At 70.2% G+C, this 20390-nt stretch carries 22 protein-coding genes; 10 read left to right on the top strand and 12 right to left on the bottom strand.

Annotated features, from left to right (window positions below; translation table 11 throughout):
* Window position 1: 1 nt before the first annotated feature.
* The 3 genes from IG196_RS21015 to IG196_RS21005 are packed head-to-tail and all read right to left on the bottom strand — an operon-like array spanning window position 2 to window position 716.
* Window positions 2-286 (bottom strand): 2Fe-2S iron-sulfur cluster-binding protein, encoded by a 285-nt coding sequence (locus IG196_RS21015; RefSeq protein ID WP_101489526.1) that lies wholly within the window; start codon window positions 284-286, stop codon window positions 2-4.
* On the bottom strand, window positions 283-573 hold the full coding sequence (locus tag IG196_RS21010) for a VF530 family DNA-binding protein (protein ID WP_192192853.1): 291 nt from the start codon (window positions 571-573) through the stop codon (window positions 283-285). Before IG196_RS21010 ends, IG196_RS21015 begins: the two co-directional genes overlap by 4 nt.
* Entirely contained in the window at window positions 570-716 is a 147-nt protein-coding gene (locus IG196_RS21005) for a hypothetical protein (RefSeq protein WP_180288555.1), read from the bottom strand. The genes IG196_RS21010 and IG196_RS21005 overlap by 4 nt, the downstream gene beginning before the upstream one ends.
* Before the next feature lie 87 nt (window positions 717-803).
* Between IG196_RS21005 and IG196_RS21000 the strand changes: the two genes are divergently transcribed.
* Both IG196_RS21000 and IG196_RS20995 read left to right on the top strand, forming a co-directional pair.
* The gene (locus IG196_RS21000; RefSeq protein ID WP_099791345.1) at window positions 804-1322 is read left to right on the top strand and encodes a GNAT family N-acetyltransferase; all 519 of its coding nucleotides are present in this window, start codon (window positions 804-806) and stop codon (window positions 1320-1322) included.
* 89 nt (window positions 1323-1411) lie between these two features.
* On the top strand, window positions 1412-2329 hold the full coding sequence (locus tag IG196_RS20995; protein WP_192192852.1) for a DUF808 domain-containing protein: 918 nt from the start codon (window positions 1412-1414) through the stop codon (window positions 2327-2329).
* Window positions 2330-2346: 17 nt separating this feature from the next.
* On the opposite strand, the gene IG196_RS20990 is transcribed toward IG196_RS20995, so the two are convergent.
* A complete protein-coding gene (locus IG196_RS20990; protein WP_101489529.1) occupies window positions 2347-2562 on the bottom strand; it encodes a hypothetical protein in 216 nt (71 codons plus the stop codon).
* Between the two features lie 136 nt (window positions 2563-2698).
* Between IG196_RS20990 and IG196_RS20985 the strand changes: the two genes are divergently transcribed.
* Window positions 2699-3133, top strand: a complete 435-nt coding sequence (locus IG196_RS20985; protein WP_225616754.1) for a hypothetical protein — start codon at window positions 2699-2701, stop codon at window positions 3131-3133.
* Window positions 3134-3213: 80 nt separating this feature from the next.
* Window positions 3214-4011, top strand: coding sequence for an enoyl-CoA hydratase/isomerase family protein (locus IG196_RS20980; RefSeq protein WP_192192851.1), 798 nt, complete (start codon window positions 3214-3216; stop codon window positions 4009-4011).
* Between the two features lie 16 nt (window positions 4012-4027).
* On the opposite strand, the gene IG196_RS20975 is transcribed toward IG196_RS20980, so the two are convergent.
* Together IG196_RS20975 and IG196_RS20970 are read right to left on the bottom strand one after the other, a co-directional pair.
* Complete coding sequence (locus IG196_RS20975) at window positions 4028-5131, bottom strand: M14 family metallopeptidase (protein ID WP_192192850.1); 1104 nt, start codon at window positions 5129-5131, stop codon at window positions 4028-4030.
* Window positions 5132-5177: 46 nt separating this feature from the next.
* A complete protein-coding gene (locus IG196_RS20970; RefSeq protein ID WP_192192849.1) occupies window positions 5178-6509 on the bottom strand; it encodes an MFS transporter in 1332 nt (443 codons plus the stop codon).
* A 130-nt stretch (window positions 6510-6639) separates the two neighbouring features.
* On the opposite strand from IG196_RS20970, the gene IG196_RS20965 reads away from it, so the two are divergent.
* Window positions 6640-7539, top strand: coding sequence for a LysR substrate-binding domain-containing protein (locus IG196_RS20965; RefSeq protein WP_192192848.1), 900 nt, complete (start codon window positions 6640-6642; stop codon window positions 7537-7539).
* 29 nt (window positions 7540-7568) lie between these two features.
* On the opposite strand, the gene IG196_RS20960 is transcribed toward IG196_RS20965, so the two are convergent.
* Window positions 7569-7925, bottom strand: a complete 357-nt coding sequence (locus IG196_RS20960) for a hypothetical protein (RefSeq protein ID WP_192192847.1) — start codon at window positions 7923-7925, stop codon at window positions 7569-7571.
* Window positions 7926-8106: 181 nt separating this feature from the next.
* On the opposite strand from IG196_RS20960, the gene IG196_RS20955 reads away from it, so the two are divergent.
* Window positions 8107-10218: a TonB-dependent siderophore receptor gene (locus IG196_RS20955; RefSeq protein ID WP_192192846.1), complete on the top strand. Its 2112-nt coding sequence runs from the start codon at window positions 8107-8109 to the stop codon at window positions 10216-10218.
* Between the two features lie 16 nt (window positions 10219-10234).
* Here IG196_RS20955 and IG196_RS20950 read toward each other — a convergent pair whose 3' ends face one another.
* Genes IG196_RS20950 through IG196_RS20940 form a run of 3 tightly spaced genes read right to left on the bottom strand, consistent with a single transcriptional unit; the run spans window position 10235 to window position 13634 of the window.
* Window positions 10235-10786 (bottom strand): GAF domain-containing protein, encoded by a 552-nt coding sequence (locus IG196_RS20950; RefSeq protein WP_225616752.1) that lies wholly within the window; start codon window positions 10784-10786, stop codon window positions 10235-10237.
* Window positions 10779-11747 carry a Bug family tripartite tricarboxylate transporter substrate binding protein gene (locus IG196_RS20945; protein WP_192192845.1) on the bottom strand — a complete coding sequence of 323 codons (969 nt, stop codon included), beginning with the start codon at window positions 11745-11747 and terminating at the stop codon, window positions 10779-10781. Before IG196_RS20945 ends, IG196_RS20950 begins: the two co-directional genes overlap by 8 nt.
* Window positions 11748-11792: 45 nt before the next feature.
* A complete protein-coding gene (locus IG196_RS20940) occupies window positions 11793-13634 on the bottom strand; it encodes a gamma-glutamyltransferase family protein (RefSeq protein WP_192192844.1) in 1842 nt (613 codons plus the stop codon).
* 117 nt (window positions 13635-13751) lie between these two features.
* Between IG196_RS20940 and IG196_RS20935 the strand changes: the two genes are divergently transcribed.
* Together IG196_RS20935 and IG196_RS20930 are read left to right on the top strand one after the other, a co-directional pair.
* Window positions 13752-14705, top strand: a complete 954-nt coding sequence (locus IG196_RS20935) for a LysR family transcriptional regulator (RefSeq protein ID WP_225616751.1) — start codon at window positions 13752-13754, stop codon at window positions 14703-14705.
* Between the two features lie 90 nt (window positions 14706-14795).
* Window positions 14796-17192: a PepSY domain-containing protein gene (locus IG196_RS20930; RefSeq protein ID WP_192192842.1), complete on the top strand. Its 2397-nt coding sequence runs from the start codon at window positions 14796-14798 to the stop codon at window positions 17190-17192.
* Here IG196_RS20930 and IG196_RS20925 read toward each other — a convergent pair whose 3' ends face one another.
* The gene (locus IG196_RS20925; RefSeq protein WP_192192841.1) at window positions 17193-17852 is read right to left on the bottom strand and encodes a glutathione S-transferase; all 660 of its coding nucleotides are present in this window, start codon (window positions 17850-17852) and stop codon (window positions 17193-17195) included. It lies immediately after the preceding gene.
* Window positions 17853-17943: 91 nt separating this feature from the next.
* Between IG196_RS20925 and IG196_RS20920 the strand changes: the two genes are divergently transcribed.
* Together IG196_RS20920 and IG196_RS20915 are read left to right on the top strand one after the other, a co-directional pair.
* Entirely contained in the window at window positions 17944-18816 is an 873-nt protein-coding gene (locus tag IG196_RS20920; protein WP_192192840.1) for a helix-turn-helix transcriptional regulator, read from the top strand.
* 65 nt (window positions 18817-18881) lie between these two features.
* Window positions 18882-19793 (top strand): SDR family oxidoreductase, encoded by a 912-nt coding sequence (locus IG196_RS20915; protein WP_192192839.1) that lies wholly within the window; start codon window positions 18882-18884, stop codon window positions 19791-19793.
* 6 nt (window positions 19794-19799) lie between these two features.
* On the opposite strand, the gene IG196_RS20910 is transcribed toward IG196_RS20915, so the two are convergent.
* Window positions 19800-20378 carry a GNAT family N-acetyltransferase gene (locus IG196_RS20910; protein WP_192192838.1) on the bottom strand — a complete coding sequence of 193 codons (579 nt, stop codon included), beginning with the start codon at window positions 20376-20378 and terminating at the stop codon, window positions 19800-19802.
* Between the last annotated feature and the right edge of the window lie 12 nt (window positions 20379-20390).

The following is a 20390-nucleotide window of genomic DNA, read 5'->3' as shown; positions in this document are numbered from 1 at the left end:
GTCAGTCGAAGAGGGCGCGCGCCTGCGGCGTGTCGAGCGTGAGGTCGCTCAGCGCCTCGGCCACGCACGGAAGAATCCAGCCGTCGATCTTTTCATCGAAGCTCAGGCCCGGCCATTCGATGAGATGGCGGCTCTCGCCCGAGAGGCGCTGGCAGATGCAGGTGCGGCAGGTGCCGTTGCGGCACGAACTGGGCAACTCGATGCCGGCCGCCTCCGCCGCGTGCAGCAGCGTGACGCCCGCCTCGGCCTCGAATTCGAGGCCCGACGGTTCGAGGCGGACCTTCATTGGGTCGGAGGTTCTTGCTGCTGCTGCTGCTGTTCGCGGCGTTGCTCGCGCAGCATGAAGAGATACAGGCTCTCGACCTTGTCGCGCGCCCACGGCGTCTTGCGCAAGAACTTGAGGCTGGAACCCACGCTGGGCTCGCTGATGAAGCAGCGGATCGGCACCAAGTGCCCCAGCTGCTCCCAGCCGTAGTAATCGGCCAGCGCGGTCACGATGGCCTCCAGCGTGAGGCCATGCAACGGGTTGCGTGGCTGCGCCGGCTTGGGGGCGGGCGCGGGGACGTCGGTCACTTGTTCTTGAGCTTGCCGCGCGGAATCACCGCCGTGGTGACGGTGCGCACGGGCTCGATGCCGCCGGTGGGGGCCTTCGGCGGCGAAGTGTCCTTTCTCGGTTTCTTGGCTTCCTTGTTGGTGCGTTGCTGACCCTTGGCCATATGCTTTCTCCAGTTGATACGTGCGGATGCAGCCGGCAGTTTAGCGGTGCGGCGACAATAGCCGGTTCCACACGTTTTTCCGCTTTCATGTCCGATTACGAAGTTCGCCCCGCCACGATGCGCGACGCCAAGGCCGTCGCTGAAGTCCATGCCCTGTCTGCCAAGGCTGCCTACGAAGGCATCCTGTCCGAAGACGACCTGCGCGTGCTGGCCCCCGCCTCGCGCGAGGCCAAATGGCGCGAGGCCATCGAATTCAGCGAACCCCAGGTCCATGTGGTGACGCACGGCAGCGAGATCGTCGGTTTCGTCGGCTTCGACCGCTCGCGCGACCCCAAGACGCCGCCCACCACGGGCGAAATCTGGGCCATCTACGTCAAGCCCGAGCACTGGGGCAAGGGCGCCGGCGTGGCCCTCTGGGACGCCGCCCGCGAAGGCCTGGCCGAAGAAGGCTGCACCACGGTCACCATCTGGGTGCCGCTGCGCAACGACCGCGCCATGCGCTTCCACGAACTCGCCGGCTTCAAGCGCGAGATGAAGACCGCCAAGACCACGGCGCTCGGCACGGTCCGCGTCGAAGAGATCCGCCTCAAGCGCGTGGTGGACTGATTCACCCCGGATGCCGCGTACGGTCTTCACCGGCGCGGTCATCGGCTGCGGATAAGCTCGCCGCTTCTTCCACAGCCTGACTTTCGCCCATGGCCACCAGCCTGCTCCTGCTGCTCGACGACATCGCCACCGTGCTCGATGACGTCTCCGTCCTCACCAAGCTTGCTGCCAAGAAGACCGCCGGGGTGCTCGGCGACGACCTGGCGCTGAACGCGCAGCAGGTCACCGGCGTGCGCACCGAGCGCGAGCTGCCGGTGGTGTGGGCCGTGTGCAAGGGCTCCCTCGTCAACAAGGCGATCCTGGTGCCGGCCGCATTGGCCATCGGCACCTGGCTGCCCTGGCTGGTGACGCCGCTGCTCATGGTGGGCGGCGCGTTCCTGTGCTTCGAGGGTGCCGAGAAGCTGGCCCACAAGTTCCTGCACAAGAAGGAGCACGAGGCCGACACCGCACGCCACCAGAAGGCCGTGGCCGACACCACGGTCGACGTGGTCGCGGTCGAGAAGGACAAGATCAAGGGCGCGGTGCGCACCGACTTCATCCTCTCGGCAGAAATCATCGCCATCACGCTGGGCACCGTGCAGGGCCAGCCGTTCACGACGCAGCTCAGCGTGCTGGTCGGCATCGCGCTGATCATGACGGTGGGCGTCTACGGCCTCGTGGCCGGCATCGTGAAGCTGGACGACGCGGGCCTGTACCTGAGCCAGCGCAGCAGCGCGGCGGCGCGCGCCCTGGGCCGCGGCATCCTGGCGGCGGCGCCGTGGCTCATGAAGGGCCTGTCGGTGGCCGGCACGGCCGCCATGTTCCTCGTGGGCGGCGGCATCCTGGTGCACGGCGTGCCGGCGTTCGGCCATGCGGTCGAAGACTGGGCCAAGGCCACGGGCGGCGTGTTCGGCACGCTGGGCTCGATGGGCGTCAATGCCGTTGTCGGCCTCGTGGCCGGTGCCGTCGTGCTGGCCGTGGTGGAGCTCGTCGGCAAGCTGCGCGGCAAGAAAGCCGCCGCGCACTGAGCGCTTGAAGCCGGACCTCAGCGGTCCGGCTTGCCGCGCTGGAACAGGCCGACGCCGACCAGTGCCACTCCCAGTGCGAGCGCGAACCAGCCGACGATGTACGCGCCAGCCACCATGTCGAACCAGCGCGTGCCCTGCAGGAAGCGCGGGCCCAGCAGCACGGCGACGCCGATCAGGAGGCAGAGGATGCCGCGCTCGATGGTGCGCAGCTGTCGTTGGGGGCGTCGGGCCATGGGGGTCTTTGCAAGGGAAAACGGATGCGGCCATTGTCCCGCGCCGCGCGGGAAGGTCGGTAGCGGCCTGAAAACGTCGCGTGCGCGCATCGGTCGGCGCGCAAAAATGCTTCCAAACGTTGCAGAATCGCAGGCCATGCCACACCGCTTCCTGCCCACCGGTTCTGCCTTCTTCCTCCCGTTCCGACGCGCCTGCGTGGGCGCCTCGCTGGCCCTGGTGGCCGCCACGGCCTTCGCGCAACCGCAGCCCGACCCCGCCGGCTTTCCGCTGGATGCGGTCGGCTACCTCAACGAGGAGCTGCCGCGCATGGACGTGGCCGTCGCCGCGAAAGACCGCAGCTTCTTCCTCGGCGCGATGACGCGCATGGTGCAGTTCTCCGAGCGCTGGGGCTTCAAGGCCAAGGCCAACCCCGAGCTGGCCGCCTACCCGATGTGCACGGCGGCCGTCATGGACTACGCGGTGGTCGGTATGTGCAAGCTGAACCCCGCCGATGACGTCTGCGAGCCGGGCCTGGCGCCGCGTTTCGACGCGAACCTGAAGCGCTGCCGCGAGCTGGCCGCGCAAAAATAGGCCTCCGGCCTTTCTTCTTTTCTCCTTCATCGAACGAAGTCCCCGCGCCATGGCCGTGCGTGCGGGGCGGAGACACACGCATGGACTACACCCGCTACCAGACCCTCGCCCTCGCGCGCCGCGGCGCGAATGGCGCGGTGCTCGATATCCAGATGCGCGCCACCAACGGCAAGCTGCCCACGGCCGGCCATGACGGCCACCGCGAGCTGGCCGAAATCTGGCGCGACGTGGCGGCCGACGACACCGTGCGCTGCGCCGTGCTGCGCGGCGAGGGCATGGGCTTCTCGGGCGGCGGCGACCTGGGCATGGTGCAGGACATGACCACCGACGACACCGTGCGCCAGCGCGTGTGGAAGGAAGCGCGCGACCTCGTCTACAACCTCATCAACTGCGACAAGCCCATCGTGAGCGCCATGCACGGCCCGGCCGTGGGTGCGGGGCTGGTGGCGGGCCTGCTGGCCGACATTTCCATCGCCACGAAGAACGCGAAGATCGTCGACGGCCACACGCGCCTGGGCGTGGCGGCGGGCGACCATGCGGCCATTGTGTGGCCGCTGTTGTGCGGCATGGCCAAGGCCAAGTACCACCTGCTGCTGTGCGAGCCCGTGAGCGGCGAGGAGGCCGAGCGCATCGGCCTGGTGTCGCTGGCGGTGGACGAGGCCGACCTGCTGCCGCGCGCCTACGAGATCGCCGACCGCCTTGCGGCCGGCAGCCAGAGCGCGATCCGCTTCACCAAGTACGCGCTGAACAACTGGCTGCGCCAGGCGGGGCCGACCTTCGACGCCTCGCTGGCGCTCGAGTTCATGGGCTTCGCGGGCGCCGACGTGCGCGAAGGCGTGGCCTCGCTGCGCGAGAAGCGCCAGCCGAACTTCGGCTGAACCGAAGCTCGCCGGGTCAGGCGTTCTTGAGGCCCTGCAGGGTCTGCAGCAGCACCACGCGCGTCTGCCCCAGCACCATGCCCTTCCACTCGTCGTTGTCGCAATAGAACGCGTCGCGCAGGCGGCGGCGGATCTCGCGCTTCTGCGATTCGGGCGCCTCGGGATGGCGGCGCAGCCAGGTGTCGGCGCGCAGGCGGTCGAGCACTTCCAGGTCGGGCAGCGTGCCGAACTCCAGGCCCATGGGCGCGACGCGCGCATTCGGGCATTCGTCGTAGGCGGTCGAGATCACCGGGCCCGACACGTCGGCCGAGGCCGAGTCGCCCGCGAAGGGCGCGAACACGTCGGCGCCCCACCAGGCGTGGGCCAGTGCGAGGTCTTCGGGCGTGTTGCGGCCCGGGTAGATCTTTTCGCCGTGGCCGTAGGGGCCCAGGCCGGTGTGCACGTCGATCCAGCCCAGGTGCGTGGCCGAGGCCGCATAGCCGCGCAAGATGGCGCGGATGGTGCGGTTGCTCCACGACGGCGCGGTGCCGCCGTAGAACAGGCCGTCGGGCGAGGTGTACTGGCCGCGCGTGACGGCCGCGCGGAAGGCGGTCATGCCGTGCGTGGCGATGTAGCCCGCCACGGCTGCCTCGTCGGCGGGCGTCGGCGGCCAGCTGGCGGGCAGCACCAGCGGCTCCACGTCGGCGTACTCGGCGTTCACCGGCAGCGGCGCGCTGAAGTCGATGTGGTTGCGGTTCAGGTCGATGTTGTCTTCGTTGGTGCGGTGCAGGTGCGAGAAGCCGTGCGGGTTCACCGCATGCACCAGCAGCAACGCGACGCCCGCGCGTTCGAGGCGCGCGAGCAGGTCGGCGTCGTTCAGCGTGGCCACCTGCGCGCCCGAGCCGCAGAAGCCCTCGGGGCCGTGCGTGCCCGAGGTGACGAGCAGCACCTTCTTCGCGTCGGCCGCGCCGATCAGCGCGACGTCGGTGGCGAGCTCTTCGCCGAGCGCACCGCGGTGCGTGGGGTGCACGAACGACTCGATGCTGGCGCTGCGCGCCGCGGCAGCCTCGAGGAACTTGGCGCGGGCTTCGACGTACGTGCCCGAGAAATGGCGGGTGGCGGCGGTGGCTGGCTGGGACATGGCGGGAAGATTCCTGTGCATGAAGGCGGGAAGGAGGAAGACGGTATCAGGCCGGCGCGTGGGCGTTGACTGCATCGATGTCGCGGCCGGTGTGGTCGCGCAGCCAGAGCAGACCCAGCAGCGACACCAGCGTCATCGCCACGAGGTACCAGGCCGGCGCGAGCTTGCTGCCGGTGGCGTTGACCAGCCAGGTGCTGATGAAGGGTGCGAAGCCGCCGAAGAGCGCCACGCCGACGCTGTAGACCAGCGACATGCCGCTTGCGCGCACGCGCTTGGGAAACATCTCCGGCAGCATCGTGATGCCCGGCACCGTCTGCACCACCAGGCCGATGCTCAGCACGCCGAGCACCACGAACAGCACCATGGGCGTGGGCGAGGCGTTGAGCCACAGAAAGCCCGGGTAGATCAGGATCGCCATCACGATGCGGCTCCAGAGGATGAGCGGCTTGCGGCCCACGATGTCCGAGAGCTTGCCCACGAAGGGCGCGAGCGCGAACGACAGCAGGCCCGTGAGCGCCGCGCCGAACAGCGCCACCGACGGCGTGAGACCCAACTCGCGCACCGCGTAGGTCGGCATGTAGAAGGTGACCACGTACGCCGCCGTGGTGCCGCCCACCAGCGCGAGGATGGCGGCGAGCACCGTCTTGCCGTGCTGCGTGCAGACGATCTTCAGGCTGCTCTCGCGCGGCGCCTTGGCGTCTTCGGGCGAGATGTGCAGCGACTCTTCGAGGTGGCGGCGGATGTACATGCCCACTGGCGCGATCAGCATGCCGAGGATGAACGGCACGCGCCAGCCCCAGCTCTGCATGGCCTCGGGCGTGAGCGAGAAGGTGAGCGCGCCCACCACCACGGCGCCGAGCATCACGCCCAGGCCCTGGCTCGCGAACTGCCAGCTCGCCATGTAGCCGCGGTTGGCGGGCGTGGCGTGCTCCACCAGCAGCGTGGTCGATGCGCCGACTTCGCCGCCGGCCGAGAAGCCCTGGATCAGCCGCGCCAGCACGATGACGACGGGCGCTGCGACGCCGATGCTTGCGTAGGTCGGCGTGAAGGCGATCAGCGCGCAGCCCAGCGCCATCAGGAAGATCGTGAGCGTCATGGCCTTCTTGCGGCCCGCGCGGTCGGCATACGCGCCGATGATGATGCCGCCCAGCGGCCGCATGATGAAGCCGACGCCGAAGCTCGCCACCGTCAGCAACAGCTGGCCGTAGGAACTGAAGGTCGGGAAGAACAGCTTGCCGATCACCAGCGCGAGAAAGCCGTAGACGGTGAAGTCGAAGAACTCCAGTCCGTTGCCGATGGTGGTGGCCACGATGGTCTGGCGCCGGCGTGCGGGCGACGACGGGGAGGTGGGCAAGGGCTGGGAAGCGCGGGTGTTCATGTGTCTCCTGTGTGTTTCTCAAGGGCGCAGGCCGCGTGGGCCCGGGCCGCGGCGGATGCTAGAGACTCACAGCTGTCATGAAAAGACAATAATTGGGCGTCAACGATAACTTTTGGTTGTCACTCCAAAGATGAAGCCCAATCAGTTGCATGCCTTCGTGGCGGTGGTCGAGCAGATGAGCATCCGCGCCGCCGCGCGCGTGCTCGGCATCTCGCAGCCCGCCGTGACCAAGATCGTGCGCGAGCTGGAGCGCGAGGTCGGCGCGCCGCTGGTGGAGCGCAGTGTGAAAGGCGTGCGGCTCACGCAGTTCGGCCTGGCGTTCGCGCCGCGCGCGCGACTGCTGCTGGCCGACATGGAACGCGCCCGCGACGAGATTGCGCAGATCCGCGACGGCGCCACCGGCTCGGTCTCGCTGGCCGTGAGCGCCTCGTTCGCGCTCACCGTGCTGCCCGCCGCCTTCAAGGACTTCCACACGCGCCTGCCCGCGGTCGACGTGCAGTTCAGCGAGGCCGTGCTGCCGTGGATGCTTGCGCGACTGCGCGACGGGTATCTCGACTTCGCGGTGGCGCATGTCGTACCCGGCACGCTCGATCCGCAGTTCGAGGCGCTGGAGCTGTTCCCGGTGCAGCTGGTGGTCGGCCTGCGTGAGCGCCATCCGCTGCGCAATGCGCGGTCATTGCACGATCTCTATGCCGCCGAATGGGTCCTGCCGGGCGACGACCATGGCGGAACCAACGCCGTCGCGCCGCTGTTCACCCCGCTCGGGTTGTCGCCGCCCACGCGCGTGCTGCAGGGCCACTCGGTCACCGTGGCGCTCGCGCTGGTGGGTCACATGGATTTGATCGGCCTCTTCGTCGAGCCGCTCGCCGGACTCAGCTTCAAGCGCCACGGCATCCGTCGCGTCGACGTGTGCGAGACGCTGCCGATACTGAATGTGTGCGTGGTGCGCCGGCGCGGGCAGCGGTCGACGCCGGCGGCGCAGCATTTCATCGAGTGCATTCAGCGGGCGTCGGCGATGAGGGCGGCGTAGCGGACAGCCAGGCCTACCGGGGCCTCAGCTCAACGCCAGAACATCACCAGCACCACGAAAAGCAGTTTGACGGCGAAGACCGCGAGGGCGCTGGCGAGCCCCATCAGCACCACGAAGGCGATGAAGTACGCCACGCGCCGGCCCCAGTGCGGCACGCTCGGCACGGCATACCAGTAGAGCCACGCGGCCGCGCCGATGTTGATGGCCTCGATCACATAGATGGTGACGCGCGAGGCTTCGGGGGAGTCGAAGAACGACCTGCCCAGCCACATGCACAGAAAGCCCGCCAGCGGGACCACGGTGACCCAGGCGAGCACGCCGAGCGCAAGGCGTCCGGCCGTCTTCATCGCAGGGCGTCCTGCGCCCGATGTTTCACTGGCAGTCATGAATTTCCTCCGTGATGGCGCTTCGAAATGGAACGCTCTGCGTCCGATCCTATCGGCAGGGGCCGGCAACTGTTGTCAAATGAGAATCCCTCTCATCCATAATCCCACCCGCTTCCGCGCACCGGAAGTGCCATCAGGCCGCCGGGAGGCGCGCCGCCAGAAGAACACCCAAGGGATTTGAATGAAGAGAGTTTGTGTGAGCCTCGCGCTCGCCGCCGTGCAGGCAGCGCACGCGCAATCCGTGCCTGCGTCCGCAGGCGAAGCGAGTGAGTTGAGCACCGTCAACGTCGAGGCCTCGCGCGCCAACGGCTTTCTGGCCGAGACGGTCGAGGCGGGCACGTTCCGGGGCGCGTCGGTCATGGACGTGCCGGCCACGGTCAACACCGTGACGCGTGAGGTGATCGAGCTGCAGGGCGCCACGGGCGTGTACGACGTGCTGCGCAACACGGCCGGCGTGACGCGCCAGCAGAACGGCGGCGACACCTTCGACCAGCTCGTCATCCGGGGCATCGCCGTGGAGAACCGCACCAACTACCGGCTCAACGGCGCGCTCGCGATTCCCAACGTGTCCGAGATTCCGATGGAGAACAAGGAGCGCGTCGAAGTGCTCAAGGGCGCCTCGGCGCTGTACTACGGCTTCACCACGCCGGCGGGGGTCATCAACTTCGTCACCAAGCGCGCGGGGCGCACGCCCGTCACCTCGCTCGGGATGAGCGTCGACAACCAGGGCGGGCTGCAGGGGCAGGTCGACATCGGCCGCCAGTTCGGCGAGAACGACCAGTTCGGCGTGCGGCTGAACGCGGCCGGCGGCCAGCTGGGCTCGACCATCGACGGCGTCGACGGCGACCGCAAGTTCGTCTCGGCCGCGCTCGACTGGCGCGTGAACCGGCGGCTCACGCTCAAGGCCGACATCGAGCACTACCGCAAGCGCATCACCGAGCAGGCCGGCATCGCGCGGCTCGCGGCCGTCAATGGCGTCATCGCACTGCCGGCGTTGCCCGATCCGCATAAGCTGATCGCGCCGCCCTGGGCCGTGTTCGAGGCCGAGGTCACCAACACCCAGTTGCGCGCCGACTACGCCTTGAGCGACCACTGGGCGCTCAGCGTGGAAGCCGGCCATTCCGAGGCCGAGCGCGACCGGAGCCTCGCGCAGTTCAGCAACTACAACGTGCGCACCGGCCTGGGCCGTCTCACGGGCAACGTGCAGCATCTCGAGCAACGCTCCGACCTGCTGCGCACCGAGCTGTTCGGCACATTCGCGACGGGCCCGCTGCAGCACGAACTGACGCTCGGTGCGGCGCGCAGCGACAAGACGCAGGCGCCGGTCTTCCAGCGCAACTACGGCGGTGCGACCACGCTGCAGAACCTCTACAACCCCGTGCCGATCGGCGCGCTGGCGCTGAGCGCGTTGCCGTCGCGGCCCAGTTCGGGCGCGCAGGACAGCGAGGAGCTGGGCCTGTACGCGCTCGACCGCATCACCTTCTCGCCGCAGTGGCAGCTGGTGGCCGGCCTGCGCCACACGCGCTACCAGAGCTGGCAGGGCGCGAGCGCGACGCTGCCGGCCCTCGACTACAGCGTGCGCAAGACCACGCCACTGGCGGCGCTGAGCTACAAGTTCACGCCCGACCTCATGGCTTACATGTCGTACTCGCAGGGCGTGGAAGAGGGCGAGGTGGCGCCGGCCGGCACCGCCAATCAGAACACGCGCATGCCGCCGGGCGTGAGCCGGCAGAAGGAAGTCGGCCTGCGCTGGCTGACCGGCAGCGGCACGCTGCTGTCGGGCGCGCTGTTCGACATCGAACGGCCCGGCGCCTACACCGACAGCGCCAACACCTTCGTGGCCAGCGGGCGCCAGCGCTACCGCGGCTTCGAGGTGTCGGCACAGGGCCGACTGACGACCGCGCTGGCGTGGCAGCTCTCGGGCCAGTGGCTCGACGCCGAGTTCCGCCGCATCAACGCGCAGTACGACGGCAAGCGACCCGAGAACACGGCGCGCACCACGGGGAGCGCCTTTCTCTCGTACGACATCGCGGCGGTGCCGGGGCTGTCGGTCAACGGCGGTGCGTACTTCACCGGGCGGCGCCCCATCGACGATTTGAACCAGGGCTTCATCGGCGGTGCGACGGTCTTCGGCCTCGGCGCGCGCTATGTGGCGCAGCTCATGGGCAAGCGCACCACCTTCCAGCTGAACGTCGACAACGTGGGCGACAAGCGCTACTGGTCGGCGGCCGGCACGCGGCTGGCGGTGGGCGCGCCGCGTACCGTGAAGGCGCTGGTCAAGATCGATCTTTGAGGGGGCGGCCCGCCCCTCAGCGATTCACCGCCCGCATCGCGCCCAACACCCACGGCGTCGCCAGCACCGCCAGCAGCTGAACGGCGGCAAGTTCCTGCGGCGTCCAGCCGGGCCGCACGGTCAGCACATTGAAGGTCGCGACGCAGGTGCCGGCCGCATCGAGCAGCGGCACGTTGGCCACCGCGCGCAGGCCGAGCGAGGCGATGCGCTCGTGGTCGTCGAAGACCTCGCGCAGCGCGGCATCGCCTTCACCGACGAAGACTTCGCCGCGTCGCAGCAGCTGGCGCGTCCACGGCGTCAGCGCCTTGCGCTTGCGTCCGCCGACCGGGTAGGCGCCGGGGTTGGAGCTCCACACGCGCTGCAGCTCGATGGTGTCGGCATCGCGCAGCGGAGGCGCGGCGTCGATGTTCACGGTGAGCAGGCCCTCGCCGAGCAGGCGCTGGCGCGCGCCGTCGATGCAGGCCAGCGCCGCGTCCATGTGCCGCGCGCGCGGCAGCGTGTGCACGAGCGCGTGGCAGACGTCGGGCGGCAGGCACAGGGGGGCGGCGTCGGTCTGCGCCTCACTCATTCTTGATGCCCAGCTCGCGGATCACCTTGCCGTAGCGGTCCGCGTCGCTGCGCAGCACCTTGGCAAACTGCTGTGGCGTGCCCTTGACGATTTCCACACCGAGCGCGTCCATGCGGGTGCGAACTTCGGGTTGGGCCAGCGCCTTGTTGATCTCGTCGTTGAGGCGGGTCACCAGTTCCTTCGGCAGGTTGGCCGGGCCGAAGGCGCCGTACCAGACGCCGAGCTCGAAGCCGGGCAGGGTCTCGGCCACGGTGGGCGCGTCGGGCAGCAGGGGCGAGCGCCTGGCTTCGGTCACGCCCAGCAGGCGCAGCTTGCCGGTCTTGACGTGCGGCAGCGTCTGCGTGCCGGCGGAGAACAGCACCTGCGTCTGGTTCGCCACGGTGTCGAGCACCGCGGGCGCGCCGCCCTTGTACGGCACGTGCAGCATCTGGATGCCCGCGGCGCGCTCGAACAGCACGGCGCTCAGGTGGTTGGTGGAGCCGGGGCCGGCCGAGGCGTACGCCAGCTTGCCGGGGTTGGCCTTGGCGTAGGCGATGAACTCCTTCACGTTGGTGGCCGGCACCGCCGGGTTGATCACCATCGTGTTGATCACGTTGGCCATCTGCGCGATGGGCGTGAAGTCTTCGACGCCGCGAAACGGCATGGCCGGCATGAGCGCCGGGTTCATCGCGTGCGTGCTCATCGAGCCGATCAGCAGCGTGTAGCCGTCGGGCTTGGCCTTGGCCACGAAGTTGGAGCCGATGTTGCCCGACGCACCCGCGCGGTTGTCGACGATCACGGCCTGGCCGAGTGACTTGGTGAGCTGCTCGGCGAGCGAGCGCGCCAGGATGTCGGTCGAGCCGCCGGGCGCCCAGGGCACCACCAGCGTGATCGGCCGGTCGGGCCATTCGGCCGCAGCGGCCAGGTGCGCGAAGCCGCAGAGGGCGAGCAGCGTGAGGCCGCGGCGAAGGCGTGAAAACATGGAAAGGCTCCTCGGTGAAGAAAGAAAAAAACAGAAGCGATGGCTCTAGCGGCCGACGGCGTAGCCCTGCATGCCCCGCGCGTTGGCCGCGGCGCGCAGCACCAGGCGGCCTCGCGCGTCGAAGCTGCGGCTGCAGGCCGACATGCGGCTTTCGGACCACGGCTCGCCGACCCGCAGGTCATGCCCCGCCGCGCGCAGTGCATCGAGCGTGTCCGGCGGAAAGCGCGACTCGGCCGTCAGCCGGTTGAGCGTGGTCTGGCGCGGCCAGAACGACGCCGGGAAATGGTCGACGTGCCAGGCGGGCGCATCGATCGCCTCCTGCAGGTTCATGCCGTGCACCGCATGGCGCAGGAAGAAGGCCGGCGACCACTGGTCCTGCTGGTCGCCACCCGGCGTGCCGAACACCATGTAGGGCCGGCCGTCGCGCAGCGCGATCGACGGCGACAGCGTGGTGCACGGCGGGACGCCGGGCGTCACGGTGTTGGGCAGGCCGTCGTCGAGCCAGGTCATCTGCAGGCGGGTGTTGATGGCGAAGCCGAGCGCCGGCACCGTGGGGCTGGACGACAGCCAGCCGCCCGAGGGCGTGGCGCCGACCATGTTGCCGTGCCGGTCGATCACGTCGATGTGGCAGGTGTCGCCGACGAAGACTTCGCGCTCCAGCCATTCCGACACCGGCGGCAGCGAGGCGAAGGTCGGTTCGCCGACGCCGAAGCGCGTGTCGGCCGTGAGCAGCGTGCGGCGTGCCGCGTCGAGGTCCGGCAGCTGTGGCGCGCGGCCCAGCGGCGAGCCGGGGCGCAGGTCGGGCGAGGCGGCGTCGCCGACCGCTTGCCAACGCTGGCGCAGGTAGTCGTCGGACAGCAGCGCCAGTTGCGCGTCGCGCGCCGCGCCGGGGGCCGCGCCGTACCAGGCCAGGCGGTCGGCCAGCGCCAGCTTGGCGGCTTCGGCGATGCGGTGCACGAAGCCCGCGGTGTGCGGCGCGTGGTGCTCCAGCCCGGCGTGGCGCAGCATGCCCATCTGCTGCAGAAACGCCGGCCCCTGGCTCCAGAAGCCGCACTTGCCCAGCGTGTAGCGCCCGAAGTCGATGGTGAGCGGCGCCTCCACGGTCGGCTGCCATTGCGCCATGTCGTCGTAGCGCAGCAGCCCGCCGTTCTGCTCGCCCGTGGTGTCCTGCACCCGGGCGGTGCGATAGAAGCTGTCGATCTCGCGCGCAACGAAGCCCTGGTACCAGCAGCGCAGGGCGGCATCGAGCGTGCCGGTGCGCGTGTCGCCGCCTTCGCGCTCGGCGGTCTGCACCAGGCGCTCGTAGGTGGCCGCCAGCTGCGGCAGGCAGAACAGCGCGCCCGGCGCGGGCACCTGGTCGCCGGGCAGCCAGACATCGGCCGACGTGCGCCACTGTTCGCGGAACAGCGCCTGCACCGCGACGACGGCCTGCACCGCGCGCGGCACCAGCGGAAAGCCGTCGCGCGCATAGCCGATGGCCGGGGCCAGCACGTCGGCCAGCGACCACGTGCCGTGGTCGCGCAGCATCGTCAGCCAGGCGCCGAAGGCACCGGGCACCGTGGCCGGCAGCAGCCCGATGCCGGGCACCTGCGACAGGCCCATGCGGCGGAAGGTGTCGGCCGACGCGGCGGCCGGCGCGCTGCCCTGGCCGCAGATCGACAGCATGCGGTTCTCGCGCTCGCTCCACAGCAGGATCGGCACTTCGCCGCCCGGCCCGTTCAGGTGCGGCTCCACCACCTGCAGCACGAAGCCGCCGGTCGCGGCCGCGTCGAAGGCGTTGCCGCCGCGCTCCAGCACCCCCATGGCCGTCTGCGCGGCAAGCCAGTGCGTGGCCGCGGCAACCCCGTGGGTGCCGACGATTTCAGGGCGGGTGGTGAAGGTGCTCACGGCGCGTCTCGGGCGGTGGAAAGGTAGAAATTCTAGGGACGCCAAATAGAATGAATTGGATATTTGGCTATCGATCCATGCATCTATTGCTATGCAAAAAAAGGCGCCATGCCCCCCGTGACCCGAACCCCCGACACCCTCGCCCTGCACCTCGAAACGCGCCTGAAGATGCGGCACTACGTGCTGCTCGTGGCGCTCGACCGGCACCGCTCGGTCACGCGCGTGGCGGCGCAGATGGCGCTGTCGCAGCCGACGGTGACGCGCGCGCTCGCGGACATGGAAGACATCTTCATGACCCCGCTGTTCGTGCGAAGCCGCCGCGGCCTGGAGCCGACCATGGCGGGCGAGGTGGTGCTGGCGCGCGCGCGGCTGGCCGTGGCCGACAACCAGGCGCTGCAGGAAGAACTGCGTGCCGTCAGCGGGGCCGGGCTGCAGGGGCGGCTGCGCATCGGGCTCATTCCCTACACCTCGGCGCAGACGCTCGATGCGCTGTGGAAGCACCTGTTCGACCAGCGTCCGCGCATGGCGCTGCTGGCCCACGAAGACACCACGCAGAACCTCGTGCAGGCGCTGCGCGATCGCACGCTCGACTGCGCCATCTGCCGCTTCTCGCACGACAGCACCGACGACGACCTGGTGCAGGAGCTGCTCTACCGGCAGGAGGCGTGCGTGGTGGTGGCCCAGGCCAGCGCCGCGCGGCTGACCGCGCAGACTGCGCTCGACCTGTCGCAGCTGTCCGAGATGGACTGGATCTTTCCGCCCGCCGACACGCCGATCCGCCAGCGCATCGACGCCGCCTTCGCCGCCGCGGGCCGCACGGTGCCGCTGCCGGCGCTTGAGGCCTATGCGGTGCGCACCGTGGCCTCCGCGATGCGCCAGCTGCCGCGCGGCATCACGGTGCTGCCGCACGACGTGGCGCATGCGGTGGCGGCCACGGGCGCCGCCGAGGTCATGCCCCGACCGCTGCCCTGGAGCCTGCCGCCCGTGGGCCTGGCGTGGCTGCGCGACTCGCCGAAGGCCGCCGTCATCCAGGCTCTGCGCGCGGCGCTGGGCCCGAAGGCCGGGCGGTAGCGCCGCGTACGATCGGGGCCCTGGCCCTGATCGACGCTGAGCGCTCCGGACTTCGTTTCTTTTTCTTCTTCCTTTCGTTCCTCGTTTCCCATGGCCTTGCTGCGTCGCGTCTGGTTCCAGATCCATTGGTTCATCGGCATCACGGCGGGCAGCGTGCTGGTCGTCATCGGCCTGAGCGGCGCGACGCTGTCGTTCCGCGCCGAGATCACCGACCTGCTGAATCCGATCCCGGCGGCCTCGGCCGCACCCGCATTGGCACCGCCTGCGCTCGTCGCGCGCGTGCAGGCCGAGATGCCCGGGCGGCGCATCGCGATCGTGGCCGTGTCGACCGAGCCCGGGCGCGCCGCGCGCATCGGCTTCGCGCCGCCGCCCGGCGAACGGCGCGGCGAGACGCGCTTCGCCGATCCCGCCACCGGCGCGCTGCTGCCCGATCCCGTGGGCGAGCATTTCTTCGAGTTCGTCGAAGAGCTGCACCGCTGGCTGCTGCTGCCGCGCGACGACGGCAAGCCCATCACCGGTTCGCTGGCCGGCCTGTTGCTGCTGCTCGCGCTGTCGGGCCTGTACCTGCGCTGGCCGCGCCGCCCCTTCGCGTGGCGCCAGTGGCTGCGCATCGACTTCACGCTGCGCGGGCGCGCCTTCCTGTGGAACCTGCATGCGGTGGTCGGCACCGTCGCGCTGCTGGCCTACGTGGTGTCGACCACCACCGGCATGTACTGGGCCTTCGACGGGCTGCGCAAGGCGATCGACGGCGCGGTCGGCGAAGGCCGCGTGGTGCGCGCCGAACGCGCACCGGCCGATGCGCCGGTGACGCTCGACCTGGCGCGCGTCTGGCAGGCGTTCGTCGACACCACGGGCGGCGACTGGACCCAGGTGACGCTGCGGCTGCCCGCGCGCAACGGCACGCAGGTGGAGGCCGTCTACCTGCGCACGCACCCCGAGCACGAGCGTGCGCGCAACCGCTTGTACCTGCAGGCCGCGACCGGCGAGACGCTGCGCCACGAACGCTACGCCGACAAGCCGCCCATGGGCCGCTTCGTGAACAGCATCTATCCGCTGCACATGGGCACCTACTGGGGCCTGCCGGGGCGCATCGTGATGATGTTCACCAGTCTGGGGCTCGCTCTCTTCGCGATCAGCGGCTGGATGATGTACCTCGGCCGGCGCCGCACCGCGAAGGCCGTGCGTGCCGAGCGTGCGCGGCTCGATGCGGTCGCCGTGCCCACGACTTCGGGTGATGCGGGGCAGGTGCTGGTCGCCTTCGCGAGCCAGACCGGCCATGCCGAGCGCCTCGCGCTGCAGACGGCCGGTGCGCTGCAAGCCGCCGGTGTCGCGGCGGTGGTGCGGCCGGTGGCTGCCTTGAGCGCCGATGCGCTGCTGCATTTCCGGCAGGTGTTGTGGGTCGCGAGCAGCTTTGGCGAGGGCGATCCGCCCGACAGCGCGCGCGCCTTTGCCCGTGCGTTCGCGCGGCAGAGCGGCCCGGGTCTGCGCCACCTGCGATACGGCCTGCTCGCACTCGGCGACAGCAATTACGCGACCTTTTGCGGTTTCGGCCGCAAGCTCGACCACGATCTGCACAACCAGGGCGCGCAGCCGCTGTTCCCGATGATCGAGGTGGACGGCGAAGACCCTGTGGCGCTCGCACGTTGGCATGACGCGCTGCGCGAGACCTTCGGGGTGCGCGACGCGACGTGGCCTGTGTCGACCGCACCGGCTTTCGACGCCTGGCGGCTCGACGGCCGTCGCCTGCTCAATGCGGGCAGCCAGGGCGATCCGTTGTTCGAGATCGAACTGCGGCGCGTCGATGGCAGCGACGCGATGAACTGGACACCTGGCGCATTGGTCGAAATCGTGCCGCGCCAGATGCACGACGACGGCGCCCCGGCGCCCGCGCCGCGCAGCTACTCGGTCGCGTCGATTCCGTCCGACGGCGCCATCCAGCTGCTGGTGCGGCAGGCACGACACGACAACGGCCTGGGCGTGGCCTCGGGCTGGCTCACGGTCGGCGCGCCGATGGGCGCGGAACTCGCGCTGCGCCTCGTCGCCAACCCGGGCTTCGCGCTGCCCGACGATGCGCGGCCCTGCGTCTTCATCGGCAACGGCTCGGGCTTCGCGGGCCTGCGCGCGCTGCTGCGCGAACGCGCACGCCGCGGGCACGGCCGCAACTGGCTGGTGTTCGGCGAACGGCACGCCGCGCACGACGGCTTCGGCGCGGACGAGGTTGCGGCATGGCAGGCCGGTGGCCTCGTGGCGCGCGCCGACTTTGTCTACTCGCGCGACCAGGCGCAGCGCGTGTACGTGCAGGACTGCCTGCGCGAGGCCGCCGAAGCGCTGAAGCAGTGGGTGGACGAAGAGGGCGCGATCGTCTTCGTGTGCGGCAGCCTGGAAGGCATGGCGCCGGGCGTGGATGCGGCGCTGACCGAGGTGCTGGGCGAGAGCGGCATGGACGCGCTCATCGCCGAAGGACGCTACCGCCGCGATGTCTACTGATCAAGCGGGCGGAAAGTCCACGCCCGGTTCACCCGCCTGCCAGGGCGCGTACTTGGTCATGGCACGCGTGAACAGCTCCGACGCGGTCCAGCCCGCCAGCCAGGCCTGCAGGCGCGGCCAAGGCTGCGCGTCGAACCAGATTGGGTCGACCATCGCGAACTGGCGCACGAAGGGCATGAGTGCCGTATCGGCCAGCGTGGCGCGCGCGCCGGCCAGCTGCGCTGACATCGCGAGCCGGTCTTCGAGCCCTTGCAGGAAGCGTGCACCGTCGTCGCGTGCGGAGCCTTCCGACGCGGGATAGCGCGCCGGGTACTTGTAGCGATCGAGCAGCGGCTTGAAGTCGTTGTCGCAGGCGGCGATCAGCGTGAGCAGGTCGTCGAGGGTGCCGCGCTCCGGCGTCAGCCAGCGCAGCGGATCGTGGCGGCGCAGCGCCCACAGCATCACGTCCAGGCTCTGTTCCAGCACCGCCGCGCCACCGTCGAGCACCAGCACGGGGACCGTCCCCTTGGGCGAGGCCGCGAGCATTTCGGCGGGCTTGCGTTTCAGCTCGATCTCGCGCAGCTCGCAGCGCTGCCCGCTCGCCACGAGCGCGAGCCGGGCCCGCATCGCATACGGACAGCGGCGGAACGAATAGAGCACGGGGAGGGTGGAATCGGGCATGCGAACGAAAGATGAACAGGGGGGGGCGGCCGATTGTCGAACCATCGGGCCGGGTCGCGCGGCGACGGGTTTTTCCTCACAATCGACCGCCATGGGCGAACGTCTTTTCCTCCGGCTTCACGACGACCCGCTGCATGGGCCGGAATCGGGTGTGCCCGACGACACGCTGCATGTGCTGCCGATCGCGCTGGCCCTGCAGTCGCATGTCTCGCACCTGATGATGTACCGCGAGACCTTCGCGCCCGGCCACGAAATGCGCGAGCGCGTGCTGCCCGACGGCGCGATCCGGCTGGTCTTCAACTTCGGCGATGCGCCCTCGGCCGACGACGCGCCGGGGCAGGCGGTCGAAGCCATCGGCGCCTTCGCTGCACCGGCCGTGGTGCGGATGCGCGACACGGTCGAAGGCCTGTCGGTGGCGCTGCGCCCCGGCGCGGCGGCCGCGTTGCTCGGCGTGCCGGCCGGCGAGATCGCGGGCCGCGCGGTGCACCTCGACGAACTCTGGGGCGGCGAGGGCACGACGCTGCTCGCGCGCATGGCCGAAGCGCGTGGCGATCTCGCACGCGCGGAGCTGCTGCAGCAGGCCCTGATGAAGCGCCTGCACAAAGCCGGCGACGGTGCGCCACCGGCCGCTGCCATGCAGGCCGCGCGGCTCATCGCTGCGGCCGACGGGCGCAAGGCATTGCGCGAGGTGGCGCAGGCGGTCGGCGTGGGCGAGCGCCGGCTGCAGCAGATCTTTCATGCGCATGTCGGGTTGTCGCCGCGTGCCTGGGGCCGGCTCGCGCGGCTGCATGCCTGCCTGCGCGCGCTGCGTTTGCACAGCGTGCCGGTCTGGGCCGACGTGGCGCTGGACCACGGGTTCTACGACCAGTCGCACCTCGTCAACGAGTTCCGCGCCCTGTGCGGCGTGACGCCCACCGAATTCCTCGGGCGCAGGGTTTCGGTTTCTTCCAAGACGGCGCGCTGAGGCCGGCCTATCGTGGGGGCTTGTCCTGCCAAAGGACCCTCATCGAAAGAAGGAGCAACGAAAAAATGACAGCAGCCCCCTCCACCCCTGACGCCGCGCACCGCCCGCTGGCGGGCCGCGTGGCCGTGGTGACCGGCGCCAGCCGCGGCGCGGGCCGTGGCATTGCGCAGGAACTGGGCGCGGCCGGCGCCACCGTGTACGTGACGGGTCGCAGCACCCGCGCACGGCCGGCCGACAGCTACGGCCAGCTGTTGGCCCTGTCCGAGCTGGCCGCCTTGCCCGGCACCATCGACGACACCGCCGACGAGGTCACGCGGCTCGGCGGGCGTGGCATTGCCGTGGCCTGCGACCACACGCAGGAAGACGAGGTGGCGGCGTTGTTCGCGCGCGTCGAACGCGAGCAGGGCCGGCTCGACCTGCTCGTGAACAACGCCTGGGGCGGCCACGAAACCTTCACGGGTGTCTTCGAGGCACCGTTCTGGGAGCACCCGCTGGCCAACTGGGATTCGATGTTCGACCGCGGCGTGCGCAACCACCTCGTGGCCAGCCGCTGCGCCGCGCCGGGCATGGTGGCGCGCAAGCAGGGCCTGATCGTCACTACCACCTTCTGGGACCGCGGCCACTACCTGCGCGGCAACCTGTTCTACGACCTCGCCAAGGCGTCGATGACGCGGCTGGCCTTCGGCATCGCGCAGGAGCTGCAGCCGCACGGCGTGGCCTCGGTGGCCGTGTCGCCGGGCTGGATGCGCACGGAGTTCGTGCTCGCGGGCCACAAGACCGACGAGGCGCATTGGCAGGAACGCCCCGCGCTGGCGCGCACCGAATCGCCGCGCTACCTGGGCCGCGCCGTGGCCGCGCTGGCGGGCGATGCGCAGGTGCTCGACAAGACCGGCCAGGTGCTGCGCGTGGGCGACCTGGCGCGTGCCTACGGTTTCACCGACGTCGACGGGCGGCAGGTCGAGCCGTTCGAGATGTAGGACGCGTCAGCGCAGCTCGCGCACGTCGATGCGAAAGCGCAGCTCGGGCGCGCCGCCGAGCCCGGGCTCGGTGATGAACTCTTCGACCAGCACACCGCCGTTGGCGCGGATCACGCGCTGCGAGGCGAGGTTGTCGGGGCTGGTCGTGATCTCGACATGCTCCAGGCCGATGGCGCGCGCATCGGGCAGCAGGGCGCGCAGCGCGGCGGTGGCATAGCCTCGGCCGCTTTTCCACGGCACCACGCCGTAGCCGATGTGGCCGAGGCAGTACGAAGGCAGGGCGTTGGTGCCCGGCTGCCAGCGCAGCTGGATGCTGCCGCAGAACTCGCCGTCCCACAGCCAGCGCCGGTAGCCCGGCAGCCGGGGCACGGTGCCGCCGGTGGGCAGCGCGATGGGTGGGCCCTTGGCCTCGCGGTCGACGAGGCCGGCAAGGAAGCCGTCGGGGTCGGTGCGGATCAGCGCCAGCTCTTCCTGGCCGGCTTCGACCCGCAGGTTGTTGGGCGACCAGCCGCGCTCCAGTGCGGCGATGTAGCCGGGAAGGTGCTCGGGCGAGGGCCAGACGAGTTGCAGGGCGGAAAGGGACATGGGAAACGGTCC

This window comes from Variovorax sp. 38R (assembly GCF_014843395.1).
GTDB classification, from domain to species: Bacteria; Pseudomonadota; Gammaproteobacteria; order Burkholderiales; family Burkholderiaceae_C; genus Variovorax; species Variovorax paradoxus_H.
Note: the sequence above shows the minus strand (reverse complement) of the source record. Positions and strands in the feature narration are given on the sequence as shown.

Bases quoted from the DNA above. Each gene is read 5' to 3' on its own strand.
- IG196_RS20990 (WP_101489529.1), bottom strand. From the start codon at position 2,562: ATGGCCCGACGCCCCCAACGACAGCTGCGCACCATCGAGCGCGGCATC.
- IG196_RS21005 (WP_180288555.1), bottom strand. From the start codon at position 716: ATGGCCAAGGGTCAGCAACGCACCAACAAGGAAGCCAAGAAACCGAGA.
- IG196_RS20910 (WP_192192838.1), bottom strand. From the start codon at position 20,378: ATGTCCCTTTCCGCCCTGCAACTCGTCTGGCCCTCGCCCGAGCACCTT.
- IG196_RS21015 (WP_101489526.1), bottom strand. From the start codon at position 286: ATGAAGGTCCGCCTCGAACCGTCGGGCCTCGAATTCGAGGCCGAGGCG.
- IG196_RS20975 (WP_192192850.1), bottom strand. From the start codon at position 5,131: ATGTCCCAGCCAGCCACCGCCGCCACCCGCCATTTCTCGGGCACGTAC.
- IG196_RS20920 (WP_192192840.1), top strand. From the start codon at position 17,944: ATGGGCGAACGTCTTTTCCTCCGGCTTCACGACGACCCGCTGCATGGG.
- IG196_RS20995 (WP_192192852.1), top strand. From the start codon at position 1,412: ATGGCCACCAGCCTGCTCCTGCTGCTCGACGACATCGCCACCGTGCTC.
- IG196_RS21000 (WP_099791345.1), top strand. From the start codon at position 804: ATGTCCGATTACGAAGTTCGCCCCGCCACGATGCGCGACGCCAAGGCC.
- IG196_RS20985 (WP_225616754.1), top strand. From the start codon at position 2,699: ATGCCACACCGCTTCCTGCCCACCGGTTCTGCCTTCTTCCTCCCGTTC.
- IG196_RS20915 (WP_192192839.1), top strand. From the start codon at position 18,882: ATGACAGCAGCCCCCTCCACCCCTGACGCCGCGCACCGCCCGCTGGCG.
- IG196_RS20950 (WP_225616752.1), bottom strand. From the start codon at position 10,786: ATGAGTGAGGCGCAGACCGACGCCGCCCCCCTGTGCCTGCCGCCCGAC.
- IG196_RS20980 (WP_192192851.1), top strand. From the start codon at position 3,214: ATGGACTACACCCGCTACCAGACCCTCGCCCTCGCGCGCCGCGGCGCG.
- IG196_RS20960 (WP_192192847.1), bottom strand. From the start codon at position 7,925: ATGACTGCCAGTGAAACATCGGGCGCAGGACGCCCTGCGATGAAGACG.
- IG196_RS20970 (WP_192192849.1), bottom strand. From the start codon at position 6,509: ATGAACACCCGCGCTTCCCAGCCCTTGCCCACCTCCCCGTCGTCGCCC.
- IG196_RS20925 (WP_192192841.1), bottom strand. From the start codon at position 17,852: ATGCCCGATTCCACCCTCCCCGTGCTCTATTCGTTCCGCCGCTGTCCG.
- IG196_RS20955 (WP_192192846.1), top strand. From the start codon at position 8,107: ATGAAGAGAGTTTGTGTGAGCCTCGCGCTCGCCGCCGTGCAGGCAGCG.
- IG196_RS20945 (WP_192192845.1), bottom strand. From the start codon at position 11,747: ATGTTTTCACGCCTTCGCCGCGGCCTCACGCTGCTCGCCCTCTGCGGC.
- IG196_RS20930 (WP_192192842.1), top strand. From the start codon at position 14,796: ATGGCCTTGCTGCGTCGCGTCTGGTTCCAGATCCATTGGTTCATCGGC.
- IG196_RS20965 (WP_192192848.1), top strand. From the start codon at position 6,640: ATGAAGCCCAATCAGTTGCATGCCTTCGTGGCGGTGGTCGAGCAGATG.